This is a genomic window from Desulfobacteraceae bacterium, assembly GCA_022340425.1.
Classification (GTDB): Bacteria; Desulfobacterota; Desulfobacteria; order Desulfobacterales; family JAABRJ01; genus JAABRJ01.
Map to the genome: position 1 here is coordinate 1 of JAJDNY010000074.1, position 18,764 is coordinate 18,764.

An 18,764-nucleotide genomic window follows, 5' to 3' on the forward strand; every position below is an offset into this window, starting at 1 on the left:
GCCGGGCCCCTTAAAGTTGGTGGACCGGTACAAAGTAAAAATCAGACAGTTTCGTAGAAAGCCCAAGTTCAAGGCGCGCAAATCTCGAGGATTGCGGCGTACTTATGTACGCCGCAGCGACCTCGAGATGCAGTGCAACGCGGAAATTGGGTTTTCTACGAAACTGTCAAAGTTCCACTCCCGCCCGCCCCGGCCAAAGGAGGCCCCGATGCAGTACGTCATCATCGGCAACGGCGTGGCCGGCACCCACGCCGCCGAAAGCATCCGCCGCCTGGACCCCCACGGGGTCATCACCCTGATCGCCGCCGAAGAGGACGCCCCCTACTGCCGACCGATGATCAGCATGCTGCTGGAGGGCTCGGCCGCCGCCGCACAGCTGCCCATCCGCGGCCCCGATTTTTACGACGCCCTCAAAATCGACGCGGTCATCGGCAAGCGCGTGCGCGCCATCGACGTGGCCGCCCGCACCGTCACCACCGACGCCGGGCGCCGCTTCGCCTTCGACCGCCTGCTGATCGCCAGCGGGGCCGATCCCCGCCCCATCAAGGCCCGCGGGCTGCACCTGGAAAATCTCTTTTTCATGCGCACCGCGGCCCAGGTCCGGGCCATGCTGCGGGCGCTGCCGGCCTGCCGCCGGGCTCTCGTCCTGGGCGGCGGGCTGGTGGGCTTCAAGGCGGCCTACGCCCTCCTGCGGCGCGGCCTGGCGGTCACCCTGCTGATCCGCTCGGGCCACCCCCTTTCCATGCAGGTGGACCCCCAGGCCGGCGCGATGATCCTGGCTTCGCTCCAAGAACAGGGCCTCACGGTGCGGGTCCAGGCCGAGGTGACGGCCTTCGAGGGCCAGACGACGGTGAGGAGCGCACATCTCTCCGACGGCAGCACGGTGCCCTGCGACCTGGTGGTGATCGGCAAGGGCGTCTTGCCGGCGCTGGATTTCGTCCCCCGGGAGGCCATTGCGGTGGACCTCGGGGTGGTGGTGGACCAGTACCTGGAAACCAGCGCGGCGGGGATCTTCGCCGCCGGGGATGCCGCCGAGGCCCACGACATCGCCCGCAAAACCCGCTGGGTGAATGCCATCTGGCCCGAAGCGGTGACCCAGGGGCGTCTTGCCGGGATGAACATGGCCGGCCGCCCCACACCCTACAGGGGCAGCCTGGGCCGCAACGTGATCCGCATCTTTGACCTGGACGTGATGAGCGGCGGGCTGGTCAACCCGCCGCCGGATGCGCGCTACACGGTGCTGCAGCACCACAACCCCGGCCGGCGGCGCTACCGCAAGCTCGTTTTCCGCTACGATCGCCTGGTGGGCATGGTGCTAGTCAACGCCATCGAACAGGGCGGGGTGCTGCTGTCCCTGATCCAGGGGGAGATCCCCATCCGGATTCGCCGTGAGGCCCTCATGGCGCCGACCTTCAATTTCCGCCAGCTGCTGCCGGCGACGGTCTGACGCCGGCCGCGGCCCACGGGCCGCAACCCGCAACCGAAAGGAGGTTCCATGAAACGCGTCGTCGTTCACCCCGAACGCTGCGTCGGCTGCATGCAGTGCATGCTGGCCTGCGCAACGGCCCACTCCCAAAGCGGGACCCTTTTTGCGGCCGTGCGCGAAAGTCCCCCGCCCCGGCCGAGGGTCCACGTGGGGGCCGGCCTCTACGGCGAGGGCTTCCCCAACCGCTGCCGCCACTGCGACCCGGCCCCCTGCCAGCTGGCCTGCCTGCCCGGCGCGATCTCGCGCGACCGCGCCAGCGGCACGGTCCTGATCGACCCCGAGCGCTGCATCAACTGCGCCTCCTGCGCCATGGCATGCCCCTTCGGGGTGATCCGCTACCACCCGGAGCACCACGCGCCGCTGGGCAAAACCGTGGCCGTCAAGTGCGACAATTGCCTGGCGCGGCTTCGCCAGGGAGGGATTCCGGCCTGCGTCGAGGTCTGTAAAACCGGCGCGCTGACCTTTGAAGAGGCCGACGCGGCGCTCAAGCGCCAGACCGACGCGGTGGCCCGCAGCGTTTCGCGCACCGCCGAGGAGGTTCAGCCGGCCCCCGGATTTGCCCTGCTCAATGCCCAGCGCAAGGCCCAACTGGCCCTTAAAAACCCATGAACCCATGGAGGCCGAGATGAAACACCCCTTTGGAGAAAATACCATCACTGAAGATGGTCGCCTGATGCTCAAAAAAATGGAAAAGGACCAGGTGGCGACGGTCTGGGAGCGTTTCAACGCCCAGCAGCCCCAGTGCGGCTTCTGCGAGATGGGGCTGAGCTGCCGGGTCTGCAACATGGGGCCCTGCCGGGTGGACCCCTTCGGGGAAGGCCCCCAGCAGGGGGTCTGCGGCGCGGATGCCGACATCATCGTGGCGCGCAACCTCGGCCGCATGATCGCGGCCGGGGCGGCGGCGCACTCGGACCACGGCCGCGACCTGGTGGAGGTGCTGGCCTCCGTGGCCGAGGGGCGGGCGCCGGGCTACACCGTCAGCGATGATCCCAAGCTGCGGCGGGTGGCCGCCGAGTACGGCGTCGCCACCGGGGACCGGGCGGTTGCCGAAATCGCCGCCGACCTGGCCCGCGCCATGCAAGAGGACTACGGCACCCGCCGCAAGGCCCTTACCCTGATCAATCGGGCGCCCCGCAAACGCCGCGAGCGCTGGGCCCAGCTGGGCATCACCCCCCGGGGAATCGACCGCGAAACCTCGGAGATGATGCACCGCACCCACATGGGGGTCGACAACGGCTGGCAGAGCCTGCTGCTGCACGGCCTGCGCAACGCCCTCTCCGACGGCTGGGGCGGCTCGATGATCGCCACCGAGGTCTCGGACATCCTCTTCGGTACCCCCCGGGTGACCCCCAACAGCGTCAACATAGGGGTCCTGAAGGCCGACCAGGTCAACATCGTGGTTCATGGCCACAACCCGGTGGTATCCGAAATGCTTCTGCAGGCCTGCCAGTCGCCGGAACTCACGGAGCTGGCGCTGGCCCGCGGCGCCCAGGGGATCAACCTGGCCGGGCTGTGCTGCACGGGCAACGAACTGCTCATGCGCCACGGCATTCCCATGGCCGGCAACCACCTGATGACCGAGCTGGTGATCGCCACCGGCGCGGTGGAGATGATGCTGGTGGACTACCAGTGCATCATGCCCTCCCTGGGGGCGGTCGCCGCCTGCTACCACACCCGGATGATCAGCACCAGCGACAAGGCGCGCTTCCCGGGCATGACCCACCGCGAATTCCACCCGGACAACGCCCGGGAGCTGGCCCGGACCCTGGTTGCCGAGGCCATCGAGAACTTCAGCCGCCGGGGCGAGGTTTATATCCCGGTGGCGCCGGCCCCGTCCCTGGGCGGTTTTTCGGTGGAAACCATCATCGAGGCCCTCGGCGGCTCGCCCGAGCCGCTGATCGCGGCCCTGAAAAGCGGCCAGATCCGCGGGGCGGTGGGCGTGGTGGGCTGCAACAACCCCAAGATCCGCCACGACTACGGACATGTGACCCTCACCCGCCGTCTGATCGAAAACGACATCCTGGTGGTGGACACCGGCTGCGCCGCCATCGCCAACGCCAAGGCGGGCTTCAAGGTGGCCGAGGCGGCCCGCCTGGCGGGACCCGGTCTGAAGGAGGTCTGCGGGGCGCTGGGCATCCCCCCGGTGCTGCACATGGGCAGCTGCGTCGACAACGTGCGCATCCTGGTGCTGGCCGCGGCCCTGGCCGACGCCCTGGGGACCGACATCAGCGATTTGCCCATCGCCGGTGCGGCGCCGGAGTGGTACTCGGAAAAGGCGGTCTCCATCGGCGCCTACTTCGTGGCCTCGGGGGTCACCACGGTCCTCGGCCCCATGCCGCCCATCACGGGCAGCATGAACGTGGTCAATCTGCTGACCGAAGGGCTGGAAGATCTCCTGGGGGCCACCTTCGCCGTGGAACCCGACCCCGAAAAGGCCGCCCTCCTGATCCGGCGGCACATCGAAGACCGCCGGGCCAAGCTGGGACTGGCGGCGGTTCAGGTCTAACCCGCAAACACGCACCCCCCCGAGGGGCAGTTTGGGCTGCCCTCACCGGGGGGTTTGCGCCACAAGCGCCGGCAAGCCGCCCGTTTCGGGGGGTCGAAAACCCGAGGAGAATTTTATGAAACTCGCCACCGCCGCCTTCGACGACCGCGAAGAGGCCTGCATCCTGACGCCCCGCGGGCTCATCCCGATCGCGGCCGTCAACCGCCGCTGCAGCGCCCACTGGCCCACCGACCTGTTCCATCTGCTGGCAACGGAAGCCCTGGAAGGGCTGCAGGCCTGGTACACCGGCACCGGGCAAAATACCCTGGAGGTCCTGCCCGAAGCGGAAATCGTTCCGACCGCGGCGGTGCGCTGGCGGCCCCCTTACCACCACCCCCGCAAGATCTGGGGCATCGGCCTCAACTACCGCGCGCATGCCGCCGACCTTTCCGAAAGCGCGCCCCAGGGCATCCCGGCCAGCTTCATGAAGCCCGACACGGCCCTGATCGGCCCCGGCGATGCAATCGAGATCCCCACCCTCTCCGAACGCACCACGGCCGAAGCCGAACTCGGGGTGATCATCGGCCGCCGGTGCCGCCACGTGGCGCCCGGCGACTGGCTGAAGGTGGTGGCCGGCTTCACCCCGGTGATCGACATGACGGCCGAGGACATCCTGCGCCAAAACCCCCGTTACCTGACCCTGGCCAAGAGTTTCGACACCTTTTTCAGCTTCGGGCCGGTGGTCCTGACCCCCGATGAGGTCCCGGACGTCAGCCGCCTGGAGGTCGCCACGGTGGTAAACGGGGGGGTGCACGCCGCCAACGCGGTGGCCAACATGACCTTTGCACCGGATTTTCTGGTGGCCTTCCACTCCCGCGTCATGACGCTCCTGCCCGGGGACATCCTCTCCACCGGGACCCCGGGCGCGGCCATGATCCGCGACGGTGATCTGGTGGAAGCCCGCATCACGGGGTTCCCGGCGCTGGCCAACCCGGTGCGAGACCTCAAAGCGGCGCCGCACCCCGGCACGTGACGGGCCGACTTTGCAGCCGAGGCCGCCGACGATGCCCAACCCCCCACGAGGTGAACATGGCCGCCCCCCACGCCCCCTCCGTTATCAAAGGCAAGCTGCGCGCCCTGCGCCGCCGGCGGCGGGAGATCCTGGCGCTGCCGCCCGAAAAGGCGCTCGCCGCGATCATCGATAGCCCGGAGGCCCTGCCCCTGGTCCATTCGCTCCCGGAGCAGGACTTCTATTTTTTGGTGCAGGAGATCGGCCCCGAAGACGCCCTGCCGCTGCTCAGGATGGCCACCGGCCGGCAGTGGGAGTTTTTGCTGGACCGGGAAACCTGGCGCGGCGACCGCTGGGGTGACGCGCCCCTCACCCGCTGGCTGGGGCTCCTGTTGCAGGCCGACCCCAAGCGGGTGGTGGACTGGGTGCTGGCTGATAAAACCGAGGAGGTCAAACTCTACCTGTTCCGCAACATCGAGTTGCGGGTGCGGGAACACGACCAGGACCCCTCGGATCTGGGCGAGGGCTTCGAGACCTTCGACGACGTCTTCTACTTCCGCTTTCGCAAGCCGCCGGCCGATGTGGAGGCGCCAGCGGCCCCGCAAGCGGAGCGCGAGGCCGTCATCACCCGTCTGCTGGCGCTCCTGGCGGACCGCGACCTCACCGTATTAAACGGCCTGCTGCTGGAAGCGGCCGGCATCATCGCCGCCGAAGTCGAGGACGAAGCCTACCGCCTGCGCAACGTGCGCCTGGCCGAAAGCGGCTTTCTGCCCCTGGAGGAAGCCGTGGCGATCTACCAGCCGCTGGCGCCGGAGGACCTGCAACGCTTCGCCCGCCGAACGGCCGGCAGAAACGCGCGACAGGATTCGCCACTTCCGGTGCCCCTGTCCAGCGCAGGGCTTCTAGGGACCGAGAGTCTATTCGAGCGCGCCCTGGGCCGGGTCAGCGCCGAGGCCGAGCACGACCGCCTGCAGCAAGAGTTTGCGGCCCTCTGCAACCGCCTGATCGCCGCCGATCAGAGCCCCGTGCGGCAGCGCGAGGAGCTGCGGGCGGTGGTCCGCAAGGCCTGCGGCTACCTCAGCATCGGGCTTGAGCAACTGCTGGGCCCCTTAGCCCGGGAGGATCACGCGGCCGCCGCCGGAGCAGCCGATCTGCTGCAGCGCCATTTCCTGGAACCCCTTTTCCGGGTGGGCTACGGGCAGGCGGCGGCGCTCAAGCGCCGGACGCAGCGCTGGCAGCGGGAGAGCTGGTTCGGAGAGCGCGGGCTGCCCCTGGGGTTCTGGGGCGAGGAGGGGCTGGGGCTCGTGGGCGGGCTGCTGCTCAAACGCCCCCTTTACTTCGAGGGCTACCGCAGGGGGCATTTATACCGGGATTTCGCCGCCATGGGCGAGATCCACGAAACCCGGCGCGAGTTGGACGACCTGATTTGGCTGGACCAGCTGCTCTCGCTTTTGAACCCGCCGCTGCCGCGGGGCGAGCGGCGCTTTCTGACCTACAAGAACCTGCTGCTGACCCTCTGGGCCTGCAGCTGCCTGGGCCTGCCGGCCGCGGAGAAGTTCCCGCCGTTGGCGCTGGCCGATTTCAGGCAATTCTGCGAGGGCCTCTTCACCCCCCGCGCGCCGACTGCGGCCCCCGGTCCCCGGCGCATCCCAACCGAGCGCCGGACGGCCTTTCTGGACTGGCTGGCGGCGGGCAGCGGGCTGCGCCCGGACGAGATCTCGACCCGCCTGGGAAGCCGCCTGGAGGCGCTTTTCAGCGAAATCGAAGCGGAGCTGGGCCCGGTGGCGCCGTCGGACCTCGACCCGCGCTTCATTGGGCTCTTCCTGCTGGCCGGCGCTAAACCGCCGTCTTGATGGCTCGCGAGAAGACCCCACCGCGGGGGTTTTACGCCGTCTTCAAAATTGATGAACCAGTAAAAAGTCAAGATCTAGACGGTTTCGAAAAAAGCGCCAAGTTACGGCGCGCAAATCTCAGCGGCGTGAGGCGTACTTATGGTACGCCGCAGCGACTTCGAGATGCGACGCAACGCAGAAATTGGCCTTTTTGCGGAACCGTCAGAACTGCGCCTCCTCGGTTGAGCCCGACAAGGCCCCCACCGAGGTCTTGCCCTCGGTGATGCAGTTCATCACTTGATCGAAATAGCCGGTCCCGACGAACTTCTGATGGGTGGTGGCCATGTAGCCGCCCTCCTTCTCACGGGCGAATTCCTGCTGTTGAAAGCGCGAGTAGGCCAGCATCCCCTCCTCCCGGTAGCCGCGGGCCAGTTCGAACATCCCTAGGTTGAGGGAATGGAAGCCGGCCAGGGTCACGAACTGGAACTTGTAGCCCATGGCGCCCAGCTCGCGCTGAAAGCGGGCAATGGCGGCGTCGTCCAACTTGGCCTGCCAGTTGAAGGAAGGGGAGCAGTTGTAGGCCAGGAGTTTTCCCGGAAAGGCTTCGTGAATGCCCTCGGCGAACTTGGCGGCCTGCTCCAGATCGGGGGTCGCGGTTTCGCACCAGACCATGTCGGCATAGGGCGCGTAAGCCCGACCGCGGGCGATGGCCGCCGCCAGACCGCCGCTGATGGGGAAAAACCCCTCGGAGGTGCGCTCGCCACCGGTGATAAACGGCTGGTCGCGCTCGTCGATGTCGCTGGTCAAGAGGCGTGCGGCCTCGGCGTCGGTGCGCGCGATCAGAATGGTCGGCACCCCGCAGATATCCGCCGCCAGGCGCGCGGCGACCAGTTTGACGATAAACTCGCGGGTGGGCACCAGCACCTTGCCACCCATGTGGCCGCATTTTTTGGCCGACGCCAGCTGGTCTTCGAAGTGCACGCCGGCCGCCCCGGCCGCGATCATGGCCTTCATCAGCTCGAAGGCGTTCAGCGGCCCGCCGAAACCGGCCTCGGCATCGGCCACGATCGGCGCAAACCAGTAGGGCCCGATCTTGCAGCACTCCAGCACCGCAATCTGGTCGGCGCGGCGCAGGGCGTTGTTGATCCGTTGAACCACGGCGGGAACGCTGTTGGAGGGGTAGAGACTCTGGTCGGGGTACATTTCCCCGGCCAGGTTGGCGTCGGCCGCCACCTGCCAGCCGCTGAGATAAATCGCCTTGAGCCCCGCCTCCACCTGCTGCACCGCCTGGTTGCCCGTCAGGGCCCCCAGCGCGGCGACATAGTCCTCGGTCTGCAGCAGGTGCCAGAGCCGCTCGGCGCCGGCCTGGGCGAAGGTGTATTCCACCTTGAGCGTCCCCCGTAGCTTGAGCATCTCCTCGGGAGTGTAGGGCCGCACAATGCCCTGCCAGCGGCGATCCTGCCCCCAGAGGGTCTGCAGATGGGCGATGCGCTCGGGGTCCACCGCGTGGCTTTCGATCCGTTTGCTCAGTTCGATGGCGCGTTCTTCAATCGTCCGCATGGCGAAATCCTTTCCGTATCTTGGCTGGTAGCCCATGCACGACCGGCGGCAGCTGCCGCCGGCGGGTGCTAGGGCAGGTATTCGTAGGCGCGCAGGGTGAGAAACTCCTCCAGACTGTCGTTGGCGATGATCTCGTCGAAGAGGCGCGCTGCCGTTTGGTAGTGGCCGGCGTCGAATGCGCCCCCCCCGACGGCCTCCCGGATGCGCGCCAGCTCCTCGCCGAGAACCGCACGGAAAAGCGCCAGATCGATCTTGCGGCCGTCGCTGAGCACCCCATCGGGGTGGTGGACCCACTGCCACAGCTGGGTGCGCGATATCTCGGCTGTGGCCGCATCCTCCATCAGGTTGTAGAGCGGCACGCAGCCGCTGCCGCTGAGCCAGTGGGCCATGTACTGCACGCCCACGCTGACGTTGGTCCGCAGGCCGGCCTCGGTGATCGTGCCGCCGGGCAGTTTGAGCAGATCCGCGGCGGTCACCGCCACGTCTTCGCGCTGGCGGGCCACCTGGTTGGCCGCCGGCATGAGGCGGTTGAACTCCTCCAGGGCCAGACCCACCAGCCCGGGATGGGCCACCCAGGTGCCGTCGTGCCCATCGCCGGCCTCGCGGCGCTTGTCCTCGCGCACCTTGGCCAGGGCGGCGGTGTTGGCTGCGGGGTCGTTCTTGATCGGGATCTGGGCGGCCATGCCGCCGATGGCATGCGCGCCCCGGCGGTGGCAGGTTTTGATCACCAGCAGGGAGTAGCTGCGCATGCAATGGCGCGTCATGGTGATCTGGGCGCGGTCGGGGAAGAGATAGCCCGGCACGTTTTTGAAGCGCTTGATGAAGCTGAAGATATAGTCCCAGCGGCCGCAGTTGAGGCCGGCGATATGCTCGCGCAGCTCGTAGAGGATTTCGTCGACCTCGAAGGCCGCCGGCAGGGTCTCGATCAGGACCGTGGCCTTGATGGTGCCCTGGGGGATCCCCAGCAGGGCCTGGGCGCGCACGAACACCTCGTTCCACAGCCGGGCCTCCAGGTGGCTTTCCAATTTGGGCAGGTAGAAATAAGGGCCGCTGCCGTCCGCCATCAGCCGTCGCGCGTTGTGGAAAAAGAAGAGGGCGAAGTCAAACAGGCTGCCCGATACCGGCCGGCCGTCCACCAGCACGTGTTTTTCCACCAGGTGCCAGCCCCGCGGCCGGACGATCAGGGTGGCGGGCTGCGCAGCGAGGCGATAGTCTTTGCCCTCCGGGCTGGTGTAGGCGATCTCGCGGCGCACCGCGTCGCGCAGGTTGATCTGCCCCTCGATGGTGTTGACCCAGGTGGGCGCGTGGGAGTCCTCGAAATCGGCCATGTAGGTGCGCGCACCGGAGTTCAGTGCGTTGATCACCATTTTGCGGTCCACCGGGCCGGTGATTTCCACCCGGCGGTCCTGCAAATCCGCCGGCAGCGGAGCGATGCGCCAGTCCCCGGTGCGGACATGGCGGGTTTCCGGAAGAAAATCGGGCAGGCGCCCGGCGTCGATTTCGGCCTGGCGGACAACCCGCCGCGCCAGCAACTCCAGCCGGCGGCGGTCGAACTCGGTCTGCAGGGTGCTGACGAAGTCCAGCGCGGCGGGGGTCAGGATGGTGTCGAAGCCCGGGGCCGGCGGAGCTGTGATCTCGATCTTGGAAGCGGGTTGGATCATGGGGGGTTCCTTTCGATGGCCGCCGCAAGGCGCCGGCGCCCGTCTGGGGGGTTCGAAGCAGGCGGCGGCCCCAAGCCGGTCCGGAGCCGGCCGCGAAAGCCCGGCATCAGCGGTGCAAAGTATTGACCGTCTGCCTGCATGCCGTTTTGAAGATTGTGTTCACCACGAAGGACACGAAGAGCACGAAGGGATCAGAGGACAAAGCGCTTAATGCCATTCTTCAGCCGGGTGACGTTGAAGTTGATCAGCAATCCGGTCTTGACCCCGGCCAGCTTCATATATGTCAGCAGCTACGCCTCGTGGATGCCCTTGACTTCCTCAACGCTCTTCAACTCGATGATCAGGGCACCTTCCACCAGCACGTCAACACGGTAGCCGCAGTCCAGCCGCATGCCCTTGCACTGCACAGGCTGGGGATGCTCGGGTTTGAACTCGATGCCGTTCAGCTTGAGTTCGTGTGCCAGCCACTGTTCATACGTGGACTCAAGCAGGCCCGGTCCGAGCTCTCGGTGAACCTCGATCGCACAGCCAATCACCCGGCTCGACAGCTCGTCGAATTCCATTCTTCGTGTCCTTCGTGCTCTTCGTGGTAAAATCATCGACTCATCAGCCGCAGGGCCAGGGTTTTACCGTCGGAAAGCGAGCGGGGTCGGTGTGCGGCAGGAATTTGGCCGCACTGAAGCGGTTCATGAACTCCTGATTGACGTTGAGCTCCAGATAGGTGACGGCATCCCGGATGGCGTCGATCTCCCCGATCCGGCCGGCGTCGCAAAGCGCCAGGGTGGCCCCGCCCAGGGAGCTGTTGCCCAGGCTGCGATAGGCGCCCAGCGGCAGGTCGGGCATCATCCCGATGGTGATCGCCGAGCGGGGGTCGATGAACGCCCCGAAGGTGCCGGCGACGTAAATGGCGTCGAGCTCCTCGAAACACAGCCCGACCGTGGCGGTGAGGGTCCGCAGGATGGTGTACATGGCCGCCTTGGAGCGCACCAGGCTATCGAGATCGGCCTGGCTGATGGTCAGGTCCCGGCCGCTCTCCGACGCCGCGGCCGGCACCAGCACCAGGTGGTTGAGGCCGTCCAGCTCGCGGCAGCGCTCGCCGCAGACCTCGGGGCGCAACTTGCCGCGAATGTCGATCAGGCCGGCCAGAAAGAGCTGGGCGGCGAGATCGATGACCCCGGAGCCGCAGATCCCCCGCGGCGGCAGGTCATCGATGGTGTGAATCTCGAACGCGCCGCTGGCCGGGTCGATGCGCACCCGGTCGATCACCCCGGGGCCGGCCATCATCCCGATGGCGCTCACCCCCCCTTCCAGGGCCGGCCCGGCGGCCCCAGCGCAGCCCATCAGCCAGTGGCGGTTGCCCACGACCACTTCGGCGTTGGTGCCGACATCCACCAGGATGGCGGTCTCCTCCCGGCGGTGCAGCCCGGCGAAGAGAATCCCGGCGATCAGGTCCCCCCCGAAGTAGCTGCCGATGTTGGGAAACACCAGGACCCGGCCGGCGGGGTTGAGCCTCAGCCCCAGCGCGGCGGCCGGTAGCACCCCGGGCCGGTTGACCGCCGGGGTGTAGGGCTCGCGGATGACCCAGCGCGCCGGCAGCCCCATGAAGAGATGGGTCATGGCGGTGTTGCCGGCCACCGCCGCCAGGTAGACGTCCTCGGCCTCAAGGCCGCCGGCGCGCGCCAGCTCGCCGATTTCGGCGTTCAGGCCGTCGACGATCAGGCTCCGCAGGGATTCCCGGCCGCTGTCGCTTTCGGCCTGCTGGATGCGCACCAGGACGTCCGGCCCAATGGCGATCTGGGGGTTGTCGAAAGCGCGCTCGGCCAGCGTCGCCCCGGTCTCGAGGTCCACCAGGCGCAGCACCACCCGGGTGGTGCCCAAGTCCACCGCCAGTCCTGCCAGGGGTGCGGGGTCCTCCGGCGCCGTGACCGCCACCAGCTGCCCGACGGGGCCGTCCTGAAAGAGCAGGCAGCGCGCCCGATAGCCCCAGCGCCGCAGCCGCTCGGGAAGCGTCCGCAACAGGGGCAGGCCGATATCCAGGCGCGAAACCCCCAACCGCGCTTTCAGTACAGCCGCCAGGCGGTCGGCATCGGCGGTGTTGTCCTTGAGGCTGGGGGGCGCCAGGGTCACCTCCTGGACCCAGCGCCGGGGGGGGCTCGATTCGGGGGTATCGACGGCAGCGCTCATGGCGGTGGTCTTTCGGGTGGTGGCTTCCGGTTGCAGCGGCGGCCTGCTCAGGCGGCCAGCTGCGCCAGGATGCGGTTCATGATCTCGCCGGCGGCCCCCAGAATGGTGTAATCACTGATGCGGCCGGTAAGCGGTGTGGGCTCGGCGTTGATCTCGATTACGGTGGCACCGGCCTCCTTGGCGAAGACCGGTACGTAGGCCGCCGGGTGCACGCTGGCCGAAGTCCCGAGCACCAGCATGACGTCGCACTCCCGGGCGCTTTGACGCGAGCGCCAGAGCATCTCGGCGGGGATGTCCTCGCCGAAGAAAACGCATTCCGGCCGGAAAATGCCCCCGCAGAAACAGCGCGGCGGCATCCGGTCCAGGCAGATCTCGGCGGTGGTTTTGCGTTCGCCGCAGGCCAGACAGCGGTGGCGGGCGAAGCTGCCGTGGAATTCGACCACATCGCGGCTGCCGGCTTTCTGGTGCAGGCCGTCGACGTTCTGGGTGATGACCGTCCGCACCAGCCCCATCTCCTCCAGCCGCACCAGCGCGCGGTGGGCGTCGTTGGGCAGGGCCGCATCGATGACGCGCTTCATCTCGCGCAGCAGCACCTCCCAGACCTTGGCCGGGTCGGCCATGAAGGCCTCGATGGTGGCGTACTCCATGGGGTCGATCTTCTCCCAGACCCCTCCCGGACCCCGAAAGGGGGGGATCCCGCTTTCCACCGAAACGCCGGCGCCGGTCAACGCGGCCACCCGCCGCGCGCTCTTCAGGTCGGCAACCGCGCGCTGAATCAACTCCTGCATAGCCCACCTCGTTTCAGCTCAGACGTCAAAGCCCATCCCGACGGCGACGGCGAAACACTCCAGCGGTTTCCCGGCGGCGGCGATCCGCTGCCGGCAGTCGGCGACGATTGCATCGATTTGCGCATCGGTGCGCTCCTGATTGTGGTGAAACAACCCGAAGCGCCGCACGCCGGCCTGCAGCGCCAGTTCCAGCGCATCGGTGTAGGCCGAATGGCCCCACTCCATTTTCTGCAGATGCTCGGCCGGCGTGTACTCGGCATCGTGCAGGAGCAGATCGGCACCCCGCACGAAATCCAGATAGGCGCTGTAAGGCAACCCCTTGGGGTGCTTAACCTTGAGTTCATTGTCGGTCAGAAAGACAAACGATTTGCCGTTTTCGCAGAACTTGTAGCCAAAACCGGAATTGGGGTGGTTGAGGGCGATCGGGGTGATCGCCAGCGAACCGGCGTCAAATCGCCCCGGACAGGCGTCCAGGTAAGTGATCTGGGCCTTCAGATCGGAAAAGCGCAGGGGGAAATGGGGCGGCGCCATGACGCTGGAGATCATCTTGGTGACGTAGCGGTTGGGAAACGGGCACTTGAAAATCAACAGCTCCGCATTTTCGCAGTAGAGCGGTTTGAAAAAGGGAAACCCGATGAGGTGATCCCAGTGCGCATGGGTGAAGAGAAAATTGAAGCGCCGACGGTTTTGGCTGAAAAGCATGTTGCCCAATGCGCGGATCCCCGTGCCGGCATCGACGATCAGGATGTCGTCGTCTGCGCTGCGGATCTCGAGGCAGGTGGTGTCGCCGCCGTAACGGTTGAAATCGGGGCCCGAAACGGGAATCGATCCCCGGGATCCCCAGCAGGTGATGCGCATGGTGTCCCCTAATGGTGCCACATCGGTGAGGGCTGAACACCGGCTCTCAGAGGGTCCGGCCGCAAAAGGTCGACCAGACCCCCTCCTGATGCCACTCTTCGATAATCTCCACAGGTTTGGCGGTCAGCTGGGTCAGCACCCAGCGGGCCTCGCTTGGCAGCAGCCCCGACAACACGAACCAGCGTTTGCGGTAAAAGCCTTGGGAGCGCAGCAACAGCCGCATCACGTCGAAATGGATGTTGGCGATCACCAGGTCGGCCGGCTGCTCGACGAATGCCTCGGCGCGCCCGCGCACCACCAGGACGCGGTTTTGCAGGCTGTTGCGGCGCACGTTGGCGGCCGCCGTCCGGGCGCAGAGGGGGTTGAGGTCCACAGCCAGGGTCCGCCGGGCGCCCAGGCGGGCGGCAGCCAGTGCCAGGAGACCGGTACCGGTGCCCAGGTCCTGGACGTCCGCGGGCGCCTCCCGGGAATACAGCATTTCCAGGGCGTACAGACAGTCCCGGGTGGTAGGGTGCGTTCCGGTTCCGAAGACCACCCCGGGGTCGAGCACGATCCCCCGGCGGCCGCCGGCAGGCGGCGTCTGCCAGGGGGGATGAACCTGCAAGCGCTCGGTCTGCAAAGCCAGGTCGTGCGCGCCCTGCCAGTCGGCATAGGCCATCTGGTAGCTGTCGATCAGCGCCAGCCCGGGCTGGCGCCGCAGCAGGCGGGCGACGGCATCGGCGGACGGCCGGGAAAAGAAGAGAAACGAGAAGCCGTCCTCTTCCCAGTTGCCGATATAGGCGTCGCTGAAGACCTCGTTTTCGGGCCGCAGGCACCCCTTGAGGTAATAGATGAACAGCTCGTCATAAGGCATCGCGGCGCCTGCCGCCGGAGGAGAGGATGCCCCAGGGGTCATTTCGGGGGCTGCCGATCGATGCACCAATCCATGGGATCCATAAGGGTAAAGCCCATGGAGGCCAGCTTTCTTTTGATCTTGGCGACGTTGTTGGTCAACAGATAGGGGAAGACCGCACGCTTGTCCTCCTCCCAGTAGCGGGCCACGAGCACGCTGCCGATGGAGATGTTCTCCTCGGTGATGGCGTCCACGATGCGCTTGAGCTGCCCGATCTTCTCCTCCACCAGAATGCCCACCAGGGTGCCGGGCTCCCCGATGCCCAGCACGTTGATAAAGGCCCGCAGCAGGTCGCGTACCGATATGATGCCCCGGAGGCGATGGTTTCTATCCACCACCGGCAGCGCCCCCACTTTGTGCTGCTGGACCAGCAGGAGGGCGTCCTGGATAGTGTCGGTGGGGGAAACGGTGATCAGTTTGCGGCTCATGATCTCCCCGACGGTGAGCGCGCCCAGCCGCGCGCGCTCCTCGGGCGGCAGGGCCTGCTGGATGAACGCCATCGGCAGGGCGCTGCGGATGTCGCGGTCGGTGATGATCCCCACCAGGCGGTCGTTCTCTTCCACCACCGGCAGATGACGGATCTGCTTGTCGGCCATCATCTTCTGGGCGTCGAGAATAAGCGCCTGGGGGGTGGTGGTGAGGACTTTGCCGGTCATTGATTTGCTGACAAACATGGTTTCCTCCAGTCTGGTGTGGGGGCAAGGGTCAACGCCGCCGGGCGGCTGCCGCGGACCCCGGGTCGCCCACAAAGGCCGTTGGTCCGCGCGGGTGGCGACGGGCACCGGTGGATGACGCGCGGCAGACGGGCGCAAGGTCAAGCCCCTTGGGGGAATTCGACCCCCGGGGGCGGTCAGTCGATGCCCAGCAGGACCCGGACATGCCCGGCGATCAGTTCCGGCAGGCGCTTGAGGTTGTATCCTCCCTCAAGGATGGAAATCAACTTTCCGCCGCAGTGGCGTTCGGCCAGCCCCACGATGGTCTGCATGATCCAGGTAAACCCCTCGGTGGACACCCGCATATCGGCCATCTCATCGTCGACGTGGGCGTCGAAGCCGCTGGAGGTCAGAATCACCTGGGGGGCGAATTTGTCGAAGGCCGGCAGCAGATCCCGGGTGATCAGTTGCTTGTACTCCGCATCCCCCTGACCGGGCAGGACCGGGGTGTTCTTGGTGAAGCCGAAGCCTTCCCCGGAGCCCTGCTCGAACTCGCGGCCGGTGCCGGGAAAGGTGAACGAGGGGTGCTGGTGAATGGAATAATAGAAAACAGTCGGATCGTCTTCGAAGATGTGCTGGGTGCCGTTGCCGTGGTGCACGTCAAAATCGACGATGCCCACCCGCTGGACCCCCCATTCGTGCTGCAGGTAGCGGGCGGTGATGGCGATGTTGTTGAAATAGCAAAACCCCATGCTCTTGGCGCGTTCCGCGTGGTGGCCGGGGGGTCGCACGGCGCAGAAGGCGTTGTCGATCTCGCCGCGCATGAGAAATGCGGCCGTGTCCAGGACCCCGCCCACGGCCAGCAGCGCGGTATCGAAGCTGTCACAGCACATCTGGTTGTCGGGATGCTGAAACTCTTTGCGCCCGGCAACGCAGGCATCGTTGAAGCTGTCGATAAAGGCGGGGTCGTGGACCATCTCGATCCAGCGGCGCTCGGCCGGGCTGGCCTTGATCAGCAGCAGCTTGCCGAGCAGATCATTATCCTTGAGACCCCGAAAGACCGCCACCAGCCGTTCGGCCGTCTCGGGGTGATAGAGCCCGGTTTCGTGAAGCATGTAGCGTTGATCAAACAGCAGACCCGTTTTGCGCATAGCTCACACCGCTCTTTCCCCTGCACCGGCGCTCCTGCTTTCACGGGAGAAACCTTGCAAAGAGGTCAAAAGCCGCCCGCACCGAGGGGCTGTCTTGGGGCATCTCGATGGTCGGCCGGCCGTTTAAGTCATATTCGTAGATGGTTTCGTCCTCGGGGATGGTTCCCAGCAGCTCGGGGCCCTGGGCGGCGGCGATGATGTCCAAAACGGCCTGGGAGGGTGCCGCTTTGGCCTGGTTGAGCACCAGGTAGCTCTTGCCCACCCCGATGTTGAGGTCCCGCGCCAGCTTGTCGATCCGCAGGGCGGCCTGCAGGCCGCGACGCGAGGTGTCCGAGACGATCAGCAGGACATCGACGTTCTTGGTAGTCAGCCGGCTGATATGCTCCATGCCGGCCTCGTTGTCCATTACGATAAAGGGGTAATTGTCCGTCAGCCGTTCGAGAAAATTGGTCAGCAAGGAGTTGGCGGCGCAGTAACAGCCAGCGCCCTCCGGCTGCCCCATGACGATCAGGTCGTACCCGTCGCGCTCGACGATGGCTTCCTCCATGCGCATGGAGATGAAGATGTCTTTGGTCATCCCATCGGGCACCTTGCCTTTTTTCATGTCCTCGCGGGCGTCGCCGAGGGTGTCGGCGACCGCGACGCCGAGCACCTCGTTGAGGTTCGCGTTGCAGTCCGCATCCACCGCCAGGACCGGGGTTTTTCCATGCTGCACCATATATTTGATTAGGATGCCGGCAAGCGTCGTCTTTCCCGTGCCGCCTTTTCCGGCCAGGGCTATTGTAAAGGCCATAACGTCATCGTTCCTTTCAAGTGGGTCGCGTTGGGGAGAGAGTAAAAAGCTAAGTTAGGGCAAACGGTTGTATCCGTCAAGGGAGATTTGGGGCCGCAGCCGGCTTGGGGCGGCGGCGGCCGGAGCAATCTCCTTGCAATCAGCGGGGGTCTATGGTAACCGTCAGTTTGGGGAGGCCCGCGGCCCGCCGCGGTCCATCCGGTTCATGCCCGTTCAGCCCGATCCTTATCAATCCAGACGCAAGGGGGATTCCCATGGAGTTTGAACTAACCAAGGAGCAACAGCAGATCCAGAAAGCGGTGCGGGATTTTGTCAAAGGCGAGTTCAAGAAAGACGCCATCCTGGAGTTGGAGGAAAAACACGAGTACCCGGTGAAAATGTGGAAAAAGGCCGCCGAGCTGGGATTCATCGGGATCCATTTCCCCGAGGAGTATTCCGGCCAGGGGATGGGCGTGATGGAGAACATCCTCGTCGCCGAGGAGCTCTGCCGGGGCGACTCCTCGGTGGGCGCCTGCCTGATGCTGGCCGATTTCGCCTCGGAAATCGTTCTGCACTTCGGCAGTGAATCCCAGAAGAAGACCTGGCTGCCCAAGGTGGCAGAGGGAGAAGTGCTCTCCTGCGGCGCCTTCACTGAGCCCGACCACGGCTCCGACATCACCTTCATGGACACCAGCGCCGTGCGCGACGGGAACGAGTGGGTGATCAACGGCAGTAAGATATTCATCACCAACGGCGGGCCGCTGGCCGGCTTCTACTCGGTCCTGTGCCAGACCAACCCCGACGCCCAGCCCAGCCACCGGGGCATGAGCCTGATCCTGGTGGAGGCCGACCGCCCCGGGGTTTCCACCGCCAGCGTGGGGGTCAAGATGGGCATCCGGATGATGCACACCGCCGAGGTGACCTTCAAAGACGTCCGGGTGCCGGCGGAAAACCTCATCGGCGAGGAGAACCGAGGGTTCTATCAGGTGCTGGAGTTTTTCGACGAAAGCCGGATTTTGATCGCCGCCCAGGGGCTCGGGACCGCCCAGGGGGCCTTCGACCGGGCGCTGGATTATGTCAAATCCCGCGAGCAGTTCGGTCGCAAGATCGCCAAGTTCCAGATCACCCAGCACAAACTGGCCGACATGGCCACCAAGATTGAAATGGCGCGCCTGCTGACCTACAAGGCGGCCTGGAATTTCGATCAGGGCCGGATCGACCCCAAGCTGACCTCCATGGCCAAGATGGTGGCCGGCCGCACCGCGGTGGAGGTCGCCGACGAGGCCATCCAGCTCATGGGCGGCTACGGCTACATGCTGGAGTACGAGGTGGAGCGCTTCTACCGGGACGCCAAGATCTGCGAACTCTACGAAGGCACCAAGGAAATCCAGAAAAACACCATCGCCAGCGCGCTGGTGGGCAAACTCAAATAA

The 18,764-nt window shown here is 66.1% G+C and carries 15 protein-coding genes and 1 pseudogene; 6 read left to right on the forward strand and 10 right to left on the reverse strand.

All coding sequences use genetic code 11. The features are described 5' to 3' along the window. The first annotated feature begins 208 nt into the window (after positions 1–208). The 5 genes from LJE63_06875 to LJE63_06895 all read left to right on the forward strand — a co-directional run bounded on the left by LJE63_06875 (position 209) and on the right by LJE63_06895 (position 6,833). Positions 209–1,447 (forward strand): FAD-dependent oxidoreductase, encoded by a 1,239-nt coding sequence (locus LJE63_06875; GenBank protein MCG6906333.1) that lies wholly within the window; start codon positions 209–211, stop codon positions 1,445–1,447. 48 nt (positions 1,448–1,495) lie between these two features. After that, positions 1,496–2,095, forward strand: coding sequence for a 4Fe-4S dicluster domain-containing protein (locus LJE63_06880; protein MCG6906334.1), 600 nt, complete (start codon positions 1,496–1,498; stop codon positions 2,093–2,095). Between the two features lie 16 nt (positions 2,096–2,111). Continuing rightward, positions 2,112–3,992, forward strand: coding sequence for an anaerobic carbon-monoxide dehydrogenase catalytic subunit (cooS, locus tag LJE63_06885; protein MCG6906335.1), 1,881 nt, complete (start codon positions 2,112–2,114; stop codon positions 3,990–3,992). A gap of 115 nt (positions 3,993–4,107) precedes the next feature. Continuing rightward, entirely contained in the window at positions 4,108–5,004 is an 897-nt protein-coding gene (locus tag LJE63_06890; protein ID MCG6906336.1) for a fumarylacetoacetate hydrolase family protein, read from the forward strand. Between the two features lie 56 nt (positions 5,005–5,060). Beyond that, positions 5,061–6,833: a DUF6178 family protein gene (locus LJE63_06895; GenBank protein MCG6906337.1), complete on the forward strand. Its 1,773-nt coding sequence runs from the start codon at positions 5,061–5,063 to the stop codon at positions 6,831–6,833. 201 nt (positions 6,834–7,034) lie between these two features. Here the strand turns inward: LJE63_06895 and aceA are convergent, their stop codons facing one another. From aceA to LJE63_06945, 10 genes and pseudogenes are all read right to left on the reverse strand, one after another. Continuing rightward, positions 7,035–8,372, reverse strand: a complete 1,338-nt coding sequence (gene aceA, locus LJE63_06900) for an isocitrate lyase (GenBank protein MCG6906338.1) — start codon at positions 8,370–8,372, stop codon at positions 7,035–7,037. A gap of 68 nt (positions 8,373–8,440) precedes the next feature. Next, entirely contained in the window at positions 8,441–10,033 is a 1,593-nt protein-coding gene (gene aceB, locus LJE63_06905) for a malate synthase A (protein MCG6906339.1), read from the reverse strand. A gap of 191 nt (positions 10,034–10,224) precedes the next feature. Beyond that, positions 10,225–10,596: pseudogene (locus LJE63_06910) on the reverse strand (GxxExxY protein). 43 nt (positions 10,597–10,639) lie between these two features. Continuing rightward, positions 10,640–12,217: an ASKHA domain-containing protein gene (locus tag LJE63_06915; protein MCG6906340.1), complete on the reverse strand. Its 1,578-nt coding sequence runs from the start codon at positions 12,215–12,217 to the stop codon at positions 10,640–10,642. Between the two features lie 47 nt (positions 12,218–12,264). Beyond that, positions 12,265–13,005, reverse strand: coding sequence for an NAD-dependent deacylase (locus LJE63_06920; GenBank protein ID MCG6906341.1), 741 nt, complete (start codon positions 13,003–13,005; stop codon positions 12,265–12,267). An 18-nt stretch (positions 13,006–13,023) separates the two neighbouring features. Beyond that, positions 13,024–13,863: an MBL fold metallo-hydrolase gene (locus LJE63_06925; protein MCG6906342.1), complete on the reverse strand. Its 840-nt coding sequence runs from the start codon at positions 13,861–13,863 to the stop codon at positions 13,024–13,026. Positions 13,864–13,909: 46 nt separating this feature from the next. Continuing rightward, complete coding sequence (locus LJE63_06930) at positions 13,910–14,716, reverse strand: 50S ribosomal protein L11 methyltransferase (protein MCG6906343.1); 807 nt, start codon at positions 14,714–14,716, stop codon at positions 13,910–13,912. 38 nt (positions 14,717–14,754) lie between these two features. Next, positions 14,755–15,429 carry a CBS and ACT domain-containing protein gene (locus tag LJE63_06935; protein ID MCG6906344.1) on the reverse strand — a complete coding sequence of 225 codons (675 nt, stop codon included), beginning with the start codon at positions 15,427–15,429 and terminating at the stop codon, positions 14,755–14,757. A gap of 176 nt (positions 15,430–15,605) precedes the next feature. Beyond that, complete coding sequence (locus LJE63_06940; GenBank protein ID MCG6906345.1) at positions 15,606–16,559, reverse strand: histone deacetylase; 954 nt, start codon at positions 16,557–16,559, stop codon at positions 15,606–15,608. Between the two features lie 40 nt (positions 16,560–16,599). Beyond that, the gene (locus LJE63_06945) at positions 16,600–17,352 is read right to left on the reverse strand and encodes an AAA family ATPase (GenBank protein MCG6906346.1); all 753 of its coding nucleotides are present in this window, start codon (positions 17,350–17,352) and stop codon (positions 16,600–16,602) included. A gap of 254 nt (positions 17,353–17,606) precedes the next feature. Between LJE63_06945 and LJE63_06950 the strand changes: the two genes are divergently transcribed. Next, positions 17,607–18,764 (forward strand): acyl-CoA dehydrogenase family protein, encoded by a 1,158-nt coding sequence (locus LJE63_06950; protein ID MCG6906347.1) that lies wholly within the window; start codon positions 17,607–17,609, stop codon positions 18,762–18,764.